Genomic DNA, 14,353 nt, shown 5'->3' with positions numbered 1-14,353 from the left:
ATTTTTTGATTCAGCAGTCTTACTATTTTCTAAATATAATCAATTCTTTAATTCTATGGCGTATATCCACTCATCGAGGCAATCGAAATCTTGCGAGTTTTTATCAGGTTTGATAATTAACACTTCATTTTTTGTCTTTAAAATGTAGTTTTTATCGATGATATAACAATCGCCCGACAAGGACTTATTTGCTTGGTGAATAGCTAACAGCTTAATAAATATCGATTTTAATTTTTGGTATTCTTTTTCATCAATAATGAAGTCTAATTGTCGTCGATCAATGGCATCTTTATAATGCACATGGAAGCTACTGTCACTTTTGAGATGCTCTATTTCCATAATTGCTTTACCCAAGTTAGATGCCGTGAAACCACCATGATGGGGAATGCCTATTTTTATGCAGGGCCTTCCAAAAATAGAATCCAGTATTGCAGGACACTCGTTAGCTTTATCTTGTGCCGAAATAATTGTACTCAGGCACAGACATATGAATAAGCTTGCTACTTGAGTCAATTCATGTTTCATTATTAAATCGTTTGAGTGCTTCAGTATAATCTTCGGGATGATCTATATCGATAAGAATCTCATCGGAATCCAATTCAAGTAATTGAATATCGGTTTGGTTTTCATGAAAAAGCTGACGTAAACCAATGTTGTGATCTAGGTGCATGATTTGCTCAGCATAGCTTGAATTAATCAATACGGGATGTCCTTTTTTACCCTTAAAGGTTGGAACTATTAGGCCTTTATCTGAACTTTGATAGGTACTTATTAATTGATCGAATATTGGACTTGTAATAAATGGTTGATCTCCGGGAAGAATAAAAAAAGCATCGTATTCTTTGGCTTCTTCAACACCGGCCTGAACCGATGATAACATACCTTTTTCAAATTCAGCGTTATGAACTATTTGAATTGGTAAATCTTTGATAGCTTGTTGTATTTGTGTTCCATTGCTTCCACTAACAACAATGGTAAGTTTTACCTCAGAGAAAATTGAGGCTTTGCATACATTTTCAATGACGGAGCATCCACTAAAGGGAAGTAGCATTTTTTGCTGCTTCATTCTGCTGCTTTTGCCTGCTGCCAATATGATACATGCTATATTCATTGTTGCGTTTTGTAGTGACTTGATTTTGAATTGGTAGTTAATGTATCTAATTTCTAATATCTATAAATCTCACATTCTTTTTTCTGTTTCGTTCCGCTATTAGTTCTGCTGCAATACTAATGGCTATTTCCTGTACCGTTTTTGAACCTATGTTAAGACCGATAGGTGCATATATCTGATTAAATTCCTCTTCGGAGCATATTGATCGTTTGATAAAATCGCCTTTGACCTGCTGAATTTTTCGTTTACTACCGATCATGCCTATGTACGTCGCCTTTGATTTAATAACACATTGTAAAGCTTCGCAATCGCTTTTATGACCTTGAGTAACAATCACCACATAGGTGTTAGTGTCGATGTTGAGTTGCTGAATACCATCTTTCAAATTGGGTTCAATAATCAAGAGATCAGCATCGGGCACCAGGGATTGCTTGGCATACTTTGGCCGATTATCAACTACGCTCACATTAAAGTTTAATAGAGCACCCTGATGACATAGTGCTTGTCCTATATGTCCGGCTCCAACAATAAGTAATTGTGGGGCTGGAGAGAGGTATTCGATAAAGATCAAGTCATCATTCTTATTAATCAAAGCACTTGTCTCATTATCTTTTAAGGTAGCAATAGCTTCGTTGACTTCATCTTCGAGGATAGGATTTGTGACCCAGCTTCTATTAATTTTATTAGGATTGTTTTTATTTATTCGACTTAGCAGGTAGCCACTTTTATTAAGCTTTAAATCACTGTGCATGGCTTTAAAAGTAGATAGACTAGCCTCAGGATTAAAATCCAATAAGAAAGTTGCTATTCCTCCACATATCGCACCTGTGTCTTCTCCAATATCCGATGTGTAATCAACTTCACAAAGCTGATTGTCTTTTGCAGGCCAATGCGATACCGCGAGCTCTTCGGCTTTCATTTCGAGAATACCACCGCCCAATGTACCATGCAATAGACCTTGTTGATTAAATAGAGCAGAGGCACCAGGCACTTGCGGAGCCGATCCTTTTTTATCGAGGAGCAGGCCAAAGGTTATTTTTTCCTTATTTTCAATTTGGGTTAATAATTGCTGGTAATTATTCTTCATTTTGTTTTGATGTACTAATTTATTCTTTGATCGTAATGTAAAATCCAGGACTACTCTTTTCTTGTACCCGCCATTTTGCCGCACTGCCTCTTCTAGTATATAAAGTCCCTTTTTTGCCGTTCATGTCAAACAGAACATTAGGAGTCGCTACTTTTGATCCATTCATCTTTATTAGATTTTTTTCCATCACTTTTGATATTTTAATCCATTCAATTGATACTGCGACTTTCCCTTTTAATAAGATATTATAAGCAGATAAATCAAACTTTTGCCAACCTTTAGGTTTAGTAATTGGTAAATAAATACTTTCACTTAATAACTCATAAGTCGGCAATCCATTTTCTAATTGACGAATGTGTAACCTAAAAACAATCGTATCAAAAGAGTGCTTTCGAATTCTTAGGTTAAAATCCTTCACTTTAACAAGCTCATCTCCTAAATTAACTAATAATCCAATCTCATGACCTTTACCAAAATCTGTCCCACCCCAACCGCAAACGCCTGCCGTTTTTGACGTTTTTGAAGTGCCAACTTCCTTTATTATTTCTTTCCATTTAATGGTTATCTCATTCAGTGCAATTGGTTTTCTAGTTAGACTTATTGTTTTATTCTTTAAATCATTAATGCCAAAGGTTTGTGATTCATAACCGATCATTGAAATTTGAACTTTACAGTCGGCTGGTAAGTTTTTACAATTCAAAGTGTATTCTCCATGATCATTTGAAATTGTTCCTTTTGGAGTGTTAATGACTCCAACGTTAACATAAGCTAAAGGTAATTCGCTTTCCGAATCAATTACTAAGCCATTAATTTCTTGTGCTATGAGACTAGTGGATGTCACTATTAATACCAGAACTATTTTAAAAATCTTATTATTCATATTGAACCAGGTTAGGTAGCATTCTAATAGCTTGCTATCTCACCTATAAAGGTATATCTAAAGTAAGAAAACCCCTACTGAGATTGGAATAATTTGTAAAAGCTTTTTCATTTCGATGGAATTGTAGACCTTTGATATATCTTAATTCAAATAGATGACAAGCGAACACAACCCCATAGCTGAACTGACAAAACGCTACGTTAACAATACCAATCGATGCCTGTTTTTAACGGGTAAAGCGGGTACGGGTAAAACCACCTTGCTGCACGAAATTACTGCCAACACCCATAAAAACACAATTGTTGCTGCGCCTACAGGTATTGCTGCCATTAATGCTGGGGGTGTGACCTTACATTCTTTGTTTCAGTTGCCATACGGGGCTTTTGTGCCGGATAACAATGCGCTGCTTCCAAGCGGTTCGTCGGTACAGATTAATACGCCCAAAAGCTTGATGGCACAAAGTAAATTGCATCAGGTAAAGCGCAACATGCTAAAGGAGTTGGAGCTTTTGATTATTGATGAGGTAAGTATGTTACGTGCCGATTTGCTGGATGCGATCGACACCATATTAAGATCCGTTCGTAGGCAGCGCGATATGGCTTTTGGCGGTGTTCAGGTACTGTTTATTGGCGATTTGTTACAATTACCTCCAGTCGTTAAGGATAATGAGTGGAATTACTTATCACCCTTTTATAAGGGTTTCTATTTCTTTCATGCCAATGCATTAAAACAGCAGGCTCCTATACAACTCGAATTAAGTAAAATATACCGTCAGAGTGATAGCGATTTTGTGAGTCTTCTAAATAATTTTAGAGATAATAAGGTGAATGCCAAGGATGTTGAGTTACTAAATAAATGTTACAAACCCAATTTCGACCATAGCAAACAAAAGGGCTCCATCTTTTTAACTACCCACAATGCCAAAGCCGATGAACTAAATCGACGATCCTTGGCTGAATTACCTGGTGAGATATTTACTTTTCATGCAGAAGTACAAGGTGATTTTAACGAATACAACTACCCCGTTGAAGAGCGCTTGAAGCTGAAGAAAGGCGCGCAGGTGATGTTTGTGAAGAATGATTACTCGGGCGATTTGCTCTATTTTAATGGAAAGCTAGGAACAGTATCGGCCTTGAGCGATGATTATATAAAAGTAAGTTTTGATGATGGATCGCCATCAACCACGGTTGAACCTTACGGATGGGAAAATAAACGTTTCACACTTAATAAGGAAAGCGGTGAGATTGAAGAGAAAACGATTGGAACGTATACTCATTACCCTATTAAATTGGCCTGGGCCATTACGGTTCATAAAAGCCAAGGTTTAACCTTTAAAACAGCCACCATTGATGTTTCAAAGGCTTTTGCACCGGGGCAAATTTATGTGGCTTTGTCGCGTTTAACCAGTTTGGATGGACTTACATTAACGGCTCCTGTGCCAACACAAGGGCTTGCCTGCGATACGGATGTTACCGATTATACTAATCAAGCTGAAGAATTAGCCGAATTAGAGAAAGATCTTGAAGGAGCAACCATTCAATACGTGTCGGAAGTGGCCTTAAATGCCTTTGATTTTGCCTGGTTAAATAGTGGTTTGGCCTATCATGTGGCATCGTACGATAAGGATGAAAAACGCTCGGTGAAACAGCAGTATCAAAGCTGGGCCAAGGCTTTGTTGGAAGAGTTTTTGCCATTACGTACAGTGGCTAATCAGTTTATGGCACAGATACGAAAGATTGTATTTGAGAACAAGCCAGATATGTTGGAACACCTGCTTAAACGCATAGGCGATGCCCGCGAATATTTTAAACCACGATTGGAAAAGTTATCGGGAAATGTGAAAGCGCATGTGCTTGAGCTCAGCTCTGAAAAACGCATAAAAAAATATCTGAATGAGCTGGACGATGTGGATCGATTGTTTGCCCGCCAATTGCAACATATTTTTAAGAGTGAGTTATTATTAAAGTCGGCCATTGAGAAAACCGAAATAAACAAGGCCAGCTTAAAAGATATGCCTGTTTTTGAATCGTCGCAGAAAAGAGCCAAAAAAGAATACAAGCGGATTAGTGGAAAGACTAAGGAAGCCAAATCCACTAAAATCCCCACCAAAGAGATTAGCTATACGCTCTATAAGGATGGGAAATCAATCAAAGATATTGCTGAAGAGCGTAGTTTAAAATCTTCCACAATAGAAAGCCACTTGGCACACTATGTGCAACTTGGCGAAATTGAGATTAGTGAATTGGTTGATAAAAAAGCACTCAAGTTGATTACTCAATATTGCGAAAAATATGAATCGACCTATTCCAACGAAATAAAACAAGCCTTGGGTCGTAAAGTTAGCTACGGTGAAATAAAGTTAGTTCTGGCGCATTTAAGTCGTGATTAAGGTGAGTTACGCGTAAAATTCTCTTAGCCTTAGCAATTTATATTGTTGGGGGCTTTGTTATTTTAATATTTGTATAAATCTTGGTCGGTTCCTAGTACAAAATTCGCTCATTTCTGGACAAAGATAGCTTTATATACATTGCTAATACCTTGGAGTTAGCTCATGCTATTTTCATTTGGTTTGCATTTTTCTTCAAAATGTCAAGTTATTTCATGCACATTCTACAATAATAAGTTTACTCTAAAACTACTCTATTATAGGCGCTTGTAGTTTTCATTAAGGTTTAATTAAGGTTGCAAAAGTATTGGTTAAGGTGTTTTTTAAGGCAGAATAGTGAATTACAATTACTATTGCCCTCAGGAAAACAAAGATCGAATTATTAATCGCCACTCAAAGTACATTTTTTTAATGAGCAACGGAGCTAAATAGTATTTAGCAATAATTCAAGATGCTTTATAGAAACTGTAATCGAGTTGCATTAATAAGCAACAGATAAAGAATCATGAATGAATAAATTTTTACGCAACAACTTTATTATTATGGAAAAATCTAAATTTTTATTAGCTAAGTTTTGGCTATTGGTGGCACTAGTATTGGTGTCTGTGTCTTCGTTGGCCGGGCCCATTAAACGCCAGTTAACCCTTGAACAACCCGATGGCACAAAAATAGAAGCCATTCTACAGGGCGATGAATTCTTTGCCAGTGTCACAAGCCTTGACGGTTATACAATTGAGCAAAACGAAGAAGGCTGGTGGACAATTGCAACGCTTGATGCTAAGGGTAACTTAACTGCTAGTGATCAAGTTTATGGAGAGGTTAACTTGAAATCAGGAACGGTTAAAAACCTTAAACCATCAAAAGCTGTAATGCAAACGGTGATTGAACGCCGAACTAAATTTAATGAGCAATTAAAGCAGAAGTTCAAAAGAGCTGAGCAATCATTAAAAGCTACCAATGCTGATTATTCGGGTGTGTGGGAAGTGCCTGTGGTACGTGTTGATTTTGCCGACTTTGCAGGAACAAAAACCATCGCTGATTTTGACAAGTTCTTCCACGATATGGAAGATACACAAATGGGTTCATTCAACCAGTATTACTACGAAAACTCACAAGGTACATTTACTATTAAGGCTACAATCTTTGATTGGGTTACCGACCAAAACAATGTAGCGTATTATGCCAATTCAAACTCCGACAGTCAGTCGAGAGTAAAGGACATGACACGACGTGCTATTAACTACATTGAGGCTAATGAGAACGTAGATTGGAGCCTTTTTGATAATCAGAATAGTGGCAAAGTTGACATGGTAATGGTTATACATGCCGGAGAAGGTGCTGCTTGGGGTGACAATAACGAATACATTTGGGCTCATATGTGGTGGGGCTTAGGTTTAACTCATGATGGAGTTGAATTTGATGTTTACAATGTTCAGCCTGAATTGCAGGATGGCAACATTGCAACCATTGGTTTGTATGCCCACGAATTTGGTCATGCTTTAGGTTTACCAGATTTGTACGACTACTCTGGTGCGTCCGCAGGAATTGGCGGCTGGGGAATGATGGCTGGCGGATCATGGGGAGGCAGTGGTTACTGTCCAACTCACTTTTGCGCCTGGAGTAAAGTAAAATTAGGCTGGGCCACAGCTGTTGAATTAAACGGAGCTAACGGACTTATCTCGGTAGACAAGTACCATAATTATGGTGGTGCTACTACAAATAATGTATTTCGCTACTCAACAGATGATCCAAATGAATACTTTTTAGTTTCCAATCGCCGTCAGGATGCCTATGACTGGTATGTGCCAGGCGAAGGATTAGTAGTAGAACACGTGAATGAGTTGGGTGATAACTCTTACCGCGACGATCCTTTGGTGCAAATTGTTGAGGCCGATGGAAATTGGGATTTGTATTCAAATGGTTACGGATCGGCCAGTGATCCTTTCCCGGGTTCAAATAATATAACTGTTTTAACAGACGCCACTACACCAAGTACTAACTTAAGAGATGGTTCGCCTTCGGGTTTTGCTATGTTGAATATCACACAGCTTGCTGACGATTTTAATGTAACCTTCAATCTTAGTGCTGACCCCAATGATCCTCCAATTATACTAGGTGCTTCGGGCAATGGTAAAACGGGTGAAAGTATTCAAATTACCGCCGATTTTATGGGAGATGTTAATTCTTACAGTTGGAAATTTTATGGTGCAGACATCTCATCCTCATCATTGGAAACCCCAACTGTAGTTTATGAAAATCCAGGTGTTTATGCTGTTGAGCTTAGTTTAACCAATAACAACGGTACATCAACTCAAGTTATTGAGGCATGTGTTGTGGTTGAGTATGGCACTGGTCTGTGTGCAGCAGAAGCACTGGAAGGAACCGGAGGAGATAATATTGTATGGGTGCAAATTGGCGATTTCTCACACGAAAATGAATGGTCAGCCTATTCATCATACCTTTCGTCAGCCATTGAATTACCCGTGGGTGATGATTTTGGTGTGGCATTTGATATTGCTAATTTATACGATGGTGATATGCCATTTGGATGGGTTGATTGGAATCGCAATGATGTGTTTGAAGATAACGAGCAGATAATTTTCCCTGCCTATACTGAGTACAATACTGATTATGGTTATATAGGTACGAATACAACTGTTACACCACCATCGGGAGCTGAAGGTTACTACGTGCTTCGTATTCGTAATCAGTACGGAAATTCAACGCCAGTGGCCTGCGGAAGCGATGTGTATGGTGAAGTTGAGGATTATTTAATTAACCTTATTTCAACTACTTCGGTTGATTTAGGTCACTGCCAAGGTCAAAGCGCTGATAACCTGGGTGGAGATTACATCGATAATGTAATGATCAATGGTTTATCATACAATTCAGGCAGTAGCTTATATTCCGATTTTAAGTATAAAGATATTTCAATCGTAAGTAATGAACTATCTATTACAGTTGAAATAGCCAACGCTTACGATGATATTATTTGTGGTTGGATCGATTGGGATAATAGTACAAGCTTTGATGAAAATGAACGCATTGAATTTGATTTGGTAAGCAGTACAAAGGGCAGAGCTACCATTGATATTCCTACCGGAACATCAGGCGAATTTGTATTACGCGTTCGTAATCAATGGTCAGAGAAAACCCCTACACCTTGTGGATCAGATGTAACAGGTGAGGTTGAAGATTATTTATTGAATGTAACTTATGTGGCCACATCAAGTCCTGTTATTGAAAAAGATGGTGTTGAGTTGAAGCTTTACCCAAATCCTACTACCAACCTTCTAAATGTGGAATTAAGTGTAGGGCAAACTACAGAATTTATCATTACAGTTGTTGATATAACCGGGCGAACAGTAAATACCCTTAAACGAGATGTACATTCAGGATCAAGTCCAATACAACTTGACTTTTCAGAATATGCCAAAGGCATGTACTTTGTAAAGGTTGCCAATGAGCAATTCAGCACAGTTAAATCAGTTATTAAAAAATAAATAAGCTAAAAGCTAAGCCACCCAGATAACAAGCAAAATTATTCAACGTCATGAAACACCTGCTTCTATCTTAATCTATAGCTGGGTGAGCTTAGCTTTTAAAAGTTCTCATTTCTAGCAATCTGAAACTAGCGCAAACACACTTTTGTGAGTGTTGTTTGTGCTAGTATTCTTAAATCAACTGCGAATATCTTGAATTAAAAACCTACAAAATGAAATCAAAATTACTATATCAGTATCTACACATACTCATGAAACCCTTATTTGTGAGCATGTTTTTAGTTATGGCCATATGTGCTAACGCACAACAGCGTCCCATATCACCATGCGAAGATCATGGAATGGAGTGTTCAAGGTCACACCACCATCATCAAAAAAGTAAATTAAAATCAAGCAGCAAAAAGTCAGGAATTGAACCAATGGATCCTCGTATCCGTTACAAGTCGTTCGAAGCAGTTGGTGGCTTAAAAGCAACTAAAGCTGCGTGTAGCTATTCTACCTCTGACATTGCTAGCATGGGTGTTTGGGATTTGGTTAACTTTTTGGAAACAACCACCGATTACGAATGTATTGGGCGTCCACTGTTTGCCTACTCCAGTAGCGATACACGTCGCATTTTTAGCGAAAGTAACATGACCACGGTATTTCGTCAGGCTAAGGATGCTGCATCTGCCTACGATGGCACCTACTCAAGTGGTCTATACGGTTATTTGGTATATATGCACGTGGCTCGATTTATGGAGTTCTTTCATTCTGATGATGTTTCCTTAAATTCTTATCATGAGCAAGACTTTAATGCGGCATGCGAAGAGTTATCGAGAAACATTCACCTTTTTGATCAAAATGAAGAAGCTTACAATGTGCTCTATGAGTACTTGGTATGTTTAGATAACGACGGTTTACGTCACCAACAAATGGCACTTGATGTGGTAACAGGTGTTTTTAATAACCTAAGTACCACCCAATCGTGGAAGAGTATTAACGATTCGCAATTGCTCAGAGAATACGGAAAAGCATACAATCAAGGTTTCTTTTTGTTGTTCAGAGGTACTGGTTCGGAAACAGGTGGCGATGATGACTTTTGGTCGATATTACCCAACAATCAAGCGCTAAGCGATGCCTTGGCAAAGGTGGCGCTCGATGACGAATTATTGGCCAATGAAGATTTGGCTTTTATCGTAAAGAATGCGGTGACCGAATTAACACGTATGGCTCACGTACCAAACGAGTGGCCAATTATTGAGGATCATATTATAGCCGTTGCTCAAAAATATGAGCGTTTATCAATTCAATGGGTCAATGCTGTTTTGGCCATTAATAAATATGGCGATTGTGTCGAAAGTGGTTTATGCATGACCCGCGAAGCCTTGGTAGAAGAGTTGGAAGACTATTTGTTTCCAAACCGTTATAAGTTCGACGATGGTAAATTGGTATTTAAGTCGCCCATGGATGCTGATAAAGCACAAAACTTGTATCATGCTGTAAAACAAGTGCAGGCGCAGTTTTTTAAGATTGCTCAAACCGACGTGCCTGTGGATGGTGATGTTAATGATGTACTAAATCTTATTGTCTTTGGAAACAACGATCAGTACGTGGATTATGCGCCATTTTTGTATGGAATAACCACTAATAACGGGGGGATGTACATCGAACGATCATCTACTTTCTATACCTTCGATCGTGAATATGGTCTTTCTTTGGAATCGTTGTTCCGCCACGAATATGTGCATTATTTACAAGGTCGCTATTGGATACCTGGTTATTGGGGCGATAATCCGTTCTACGACAACAATCGATTGGTATGGTTTGAAGAGGGTGGAGCTGAGTTATTTGCAGGAAGTACTGATACCGACGGTATAAAATTATTGGCTCAAAGTGGTTCACGCATTAAGAATGAAGTAGGTAGTTTTCCTTCCTTGAGTACCTTATTAAATGCTTCGTACGACGATGGTGATTTTATACATTACCGTTATGGAAATGCATTCTGGTATTCGATGTATATGAACAATTACAATCAATTACATGAACTAATTAGCTTGGCGCGTGCTGATAACATTAGTGGTTTTGATGCCCTTATTGATCCACTTAAATCAAGTTCATCGGCTAATGCTGATTTTCAGGCTTTCTTAAATAGTATTGCTGATGAAACCATTACTTATTGGGAACCGAGTACCTCTTGGATGAGCGATAGAGAATTACATGTAGGTAATCCTGAGGCTATCTTAAATGAATGGATGAATGCCGGTGGTGTTGAAGCCACGGCCTCAATTGATGCAGAAAGCCTTAATGGAAGATTCAGATTAGAAGGAACCATGCCAACTACAGGCACCGATAAGGAATTAGCTGCCAATGTGGAAGAGTTGCTCTCCAATGTTCGTGAAAATGGAACGGTTAATAACTTGGATTATACGGTGGCTTATTTAAAAAATTACAGCAACAATTCTGCCGATTTTGTTATAAGCGGGCCCTTGCGTAATAAAAGCATTGTTGATGAAGTGAATGCCGATTTTAAATCGAATACGCAGGCCACGGTAGCCGGAGCTGAAGTTGCCTTCGAAAATAAATCAACCGGTTACAGCGAAACATTTACCTGGAACATGCCAGGTGCTACACCAGCAACAAGTACTGATGCCAACCCGCTTGTTGTATATAATACGCCCGGAACCTATGAGGTGAGCCTAAGTGTTACAGGTAAGGATGGAAGCCAGGATGTTGAAACCAAAAGCGATTATATCACTATTTATGCAGTGAGCGATCAAACTTATTGTGAAGCTACGGTTCAGGAAGATTATACTTTTATTAGCCGTTTTAAGATTGCTAACATTGATCATTCAAGTTATGGTTTTACCAATCAAGGCTATCAGGATAATAGCGCCACGGTTTGCACGGAGTTGCAAAAAGGGGAATCTTACGACTTTGTAATGGAGTGCGACACTTGGTACGAAAAAGCGGTTGCTGTGTGGTTCGATTTTAATCAGGATGGTGATTTTGACGATGCCAACGAAGAAGTTTATAGTGTAGTAACTTCAGAGGAGTATGAAGTGAATGGTAGCATATCCATCCCTGAAAGTGCTTTGGAGGGTGGAACACGCATGCGTGTAAGATTGTCGCATTCAAATACTTTTATGGACGACCCAATGCCTCCATGTGGATTAGATTCGTACATGGGTGAGGTAGAAGATTATAGTGTGGTTATAGTAAATCATGCACCTGCTGTTCCAGCGCCTGTAGCTAAGTTTAGTAGCGATTTCAATAATATCATTCGTGGTGAGACCATTAATTTTGAAGACCTATCCGAGAATGAACCTATCAGTAGGGAATGGACCTTTGAAGGAGGTGAACCATCAACAAGTACTGCTCAAAATCCATCGGTTATTTATCGTGAAGATGGAATCTTCCTAGTAACACTGAAGGTTACTAATGCCTCCGGTTCAGACACTAAATTGGGTTATATTGAAGTAGCAAAAGGTGGTGGTACTGATGGTGTTTACTGTATCCCTTCAAACGATAGGAATGATGTGTATATCACCAATGTAAATCTTGGCGATATTGATAATACAAGTGACTTTGGAACGGATGGTTACAATGACTTTAGATCCTTATCAACTGAGGTGAAAAACGGAAGTGAATACTCAATTTCGGTTACAACATCAAATAGCTGGACTTACAATACCATAAAAGCATGGGTTGATTGGAATCAGGATGGTGATTTTAGTGATTTGGGCGAAGAAATTTTGTACGATGGCCATCAGTATGTTACTCAGGATGTGTTTGCTGGTGCATTTGAGGTGCCAATGACAGCAAAGCAAGGTGGTACCATTATGCGCGTACGTTTGGCCTATTCAGTTGATCCTAGTCCGTGTACAACAAATGCAGGGATAGGTGAAACAGAGGATTATGTACTTGTTGTTAAAAGCGAGTCAATAGCCCCAAGTATTCCATCGGGCTTATATGCTTCAAACATTACTTCTGAAGGTTTTATGCTATCGTGGATAGCTTCTAGCGATAACGTGGGAGTAATTGCTTATGAAATTACTTGTGATAATAAGCTGGTAGCAACTGTTTCAGCTTCTGAATTAAGCTATGAACTAAGTGGATTGAATTTTAATACTGAATACGATTTACAGGTGAGTGCATTGGATGCAGCTGGTAATAAAAGTGCTCTGAGTGATGTGCTTAAAGTTTTAACAGCTACTCCAACTGATTTGGAAGAAGTAGATGATGACGCCATCTTCAGTATATATCCTAATCCAAACAATGGTAAATTCACCGTGTTGCTGCCTCAAGCGTATGATGATACCCAGGTAAGTATTATTTCAACCAATGGCAAAGTGATGAAGCAAGTAACAACTTCAGCCCATGTGCTTGAAATTAACATGCCTTCGTTGGAGAGTGGTGTTTATATAATTGAAGTAAAAACAGTAATGGAAACACTAACACAAAAGCTGATTGTTTTATAGGATTTCATCTATCATAAATCAACCAAATTAACTATTGCAAGAGGGTGATCATATGTGATCATCCTCTTTTTATGATTAAACTTATATGTCTTAGTTGTTGAGAAAAATAAACACTTGCATTGATAAATGCGATATGCTTTATATTTGTAATTATTAATAGTATTACTTTTTGTTTTCACACTTATGTTAGTTAGCTTTGGACGAAATTACTATTGGAAAAGTAGATATTTACTATGCTTGTAACTAGGAGGTATGTGAAATTTATTATGAGTATGGTGCATTGCAGTGGAATGAGAGATAGTAAATAGTAATTCGATTTAAATATAGAAACATGAGAAAGTTGTTAGTATTAACCTTGTTATTCTTTTTATTTATTAACCCCAATGTTATTGGTCAAGATTATAAGTTTCTTACTGGAGGTTCATTGGGTATGTCATTTGATCGTGAGAAGAGCATTGATAGTGAATTAACAGATACGAAAAATTCAAACATCTCTGTGTCTGGTCTTTTGGGATATTATCTGACAAAAGATATAGTGATTGGTGCAGAGTTGACATATGACATGGATAAAACTAATTATAAGGGAGCAACTCATTTGAAAAATATTGATTATATTTTTTCTCCATTGTTAAGATTTTATTTTAATCAAGCTTTTATTCAAGCACAAGGAAATTTTGGTAAATCTGATCATTGGTACCAAACAGAAATAATTCTAGGTGATCCCGCATTTAAAGCAGAGTTTAATGACCTTCATAAGGTTGTTGGATGGGGCTTGGGTATAGGCTATGATATTAGTTTAACTAATCGGCTATTTCTCGAACCTCTTGTTAAATATAAATCAAATAAATATATCGACAACGAGAGCGAAGATGACCTTAAAAAAAGTGGTCTCACCTTTCATGTTGGTTTGGTCTTCAGTTTATAAG

At 38.1% G+C, this 14,353-nt stretch carries 8 protein-coding genes; 4 read left to right on the top strand and 4 right to left on the bottom strand.

Annotation, left to right across the window (positions count from 1 at the left end; translation table 11 throughout):
- Positions 1 to 39: 39 nt before the first annotated feature.
- From ACRD7B_RS07160 to ACRD7B_RS07145, 4 genes are read right to left on the bottom strand one after another with little or no spacing between them, the layout of a single operon-like run.
- Entirely contained in the window at positions 40 to 525 is a 486-nt protein-coding gene (locus tag ACRD7B_RS07160; protein ID WP_430823810.1) for a hypothetical protein, read from the bottom strand.
- A complete protein-coding gene (locus tag ACRD7B_RS07155; RefSeq protein WP_430823809.1) occupies positions 515 to 1,111 on the bottom strand; it encodes a nucleotidyltransferase family protein in 597 nt (198 codons plus the stop codon). The genes ACRD7B_RS07160 and ACRD7B_RS07155 overlap by 11 nt, the downstream gene beginning before the upstream one ends.
- A 46-nt stretch (positions 1,112 to 1,157) precedes the next feature.
- A complete protein-coding gene (locus ACRD7B_RS07150) occupies positions 1,158 to 2,198 on the bottom strand; it encodes an XdhC family protein (RefSeq protein ID WP_430823808.1) in 1,041 nt (346 codons plus the stop codon).
- Between the two features lie 19 nt (positions 2,199 to 2,217).
- On the bottom strand, positions 2,218 to 3,078 hold the full coding sequence (locus tag ACRD7B_RS07145; protein ID WP_430823807.1) for a carboxypeptidase-like regulatory domain-containing protein: 861 nt from the start codon (positions 3,076 to 3,078) through the stop codon (positions 2,218 to 2,220).
- A 154-nt stretch (positions 3,079 to 3,232) separates the two neighbouring features.
- On the opposite strand from ACRD7B_RS07145, the gene ACRD7B_RS07140 reads away from it, so the two are divergent.
- From ACRD7B_RS07140 to ACRD7B_RS07125, 4 genes are all read left to right on the top strand, one after another.
- Complete coding sequence (locus ACRD7B_RS07140; RefSeq protein WP_430823806.1) at positions 3,233 to 5,467, top strand: helix-turn-helix domain-containing protein; 2,235 nt, start codon at positions 3,233 to 3,235, stop codon at positions 5,465 to 5,467.
- Between the two features lie 506 nt (positions 5,468 to 5,973).
- The gene (locus ACRD7B_RS07135) at positions 5,974 to 8,967 is read left to right on the top strand and encodes a M6 family metalloprotease domain-containing protein (RefSeq protein WP_430823805.1); all 2,994 of its coding nucleotides are present in this window, start codon (positions 5,974 to 5,976) and stop codon (positions 8,965 to 8,967) included.
- Positions 8,968 to 9,179: 212 nt separating this feature from the next.
- Positions 9,180 to 13,427, top strand: coding sequence for a collagenase (locus ACRD7B_RS07130; protein WP_430823804.1), 4,248 nt, complete (start codon positions 9,180 to 9,182; stop codon positions 13,425 to 13,427).
- Positions 13,428 to 13,758: 331 nt separating this feature from the next.
- Positions 13,759 to 14,352, top strand: a complete 594-nt coding sequence (locus tag ACRD7B_RS07125) for an outer membrane beta-barrel protein (RefSeq protein WP_430823803.1) — start codon at positions 13,759 to 13,761, stop codon at positions 14,350 to 14,352.
- Position 14,353: the final 1 nt, after the last annotated feature.

The organism is Carboxylicivirga fragile, from assembly GCF_050589805.1.
Lineage (GTDB): Bacteria > Bacteroidota > Bacteroidia > Bacteroidales > Marinilabiliaceae > Carboxylicivirga > Carboxylicivirga fragile.
Note: the sequence above shows the minus strand (reverse complement) of the source record. Positions and strands in the feature narration are given on the sequence as shown.

Excerpts from the sequence above, each read along its gene's own strand:
- ACRD7B_RS07160 (WP_430823810.1), bottom strand. The coding sequence starts at position 525 with ATGAAACATGAATTGACTCAAGTAGCAAGCTTATTCATATGTCTGTGC.
- ACRD7B_RS07155 (WP_430823809.1), bottom strand. The coding sequence starts at position 1,111 with ATGAATATAGCATGTATCATATTGGCAGCAGGCAAAAGCAGCAGAATG.
- ACRD7B_RS07150 (WP_430823808.1), bottom strand. The coding sequence starts at position 2,198 with ATGAAGAATAATTACCAGCAATTATTAACCCAAATTGAAAATAAGGAA.
- ACRD7B_RS07145 (WP_430823807.1), bottom strand. The coding sequence starts at position 3,078 with ATGAATAATAAGATTTTTAAAATAGTTCTGGTATTAATAGTGACATCC.
- ACRD7B_RS07140 (WP_430823806.1), top strand. The coding sequence starts at position 3,233 with ATGACAAGCGAACACAACCCCATAGCTGAACTGACAAAACGCTACGTT.
- ACRD7B_RS07135 (WP_430823805.1), top strand. The coding sequence starts at position 5,974 with ATGAATAAATTTTTACGCAACAACTTTATTATTATGGAAAAATCTAAA.
- ACRD7B_RS07130 (WP_430823804.1), top strand. The coding sequence starts at position 9,180 with ATGAAATCAAAATTACTATATCAGTATCTACACATACTCATGAAACCC.
- ACRD7B_RS07125 (WP_430823803.1), top strand. The coding sequence starts at position 13,759 with ATGAGAAAGTTGTTAGTATTAACCTTGTTATTCTTTTTATTTATTAAC.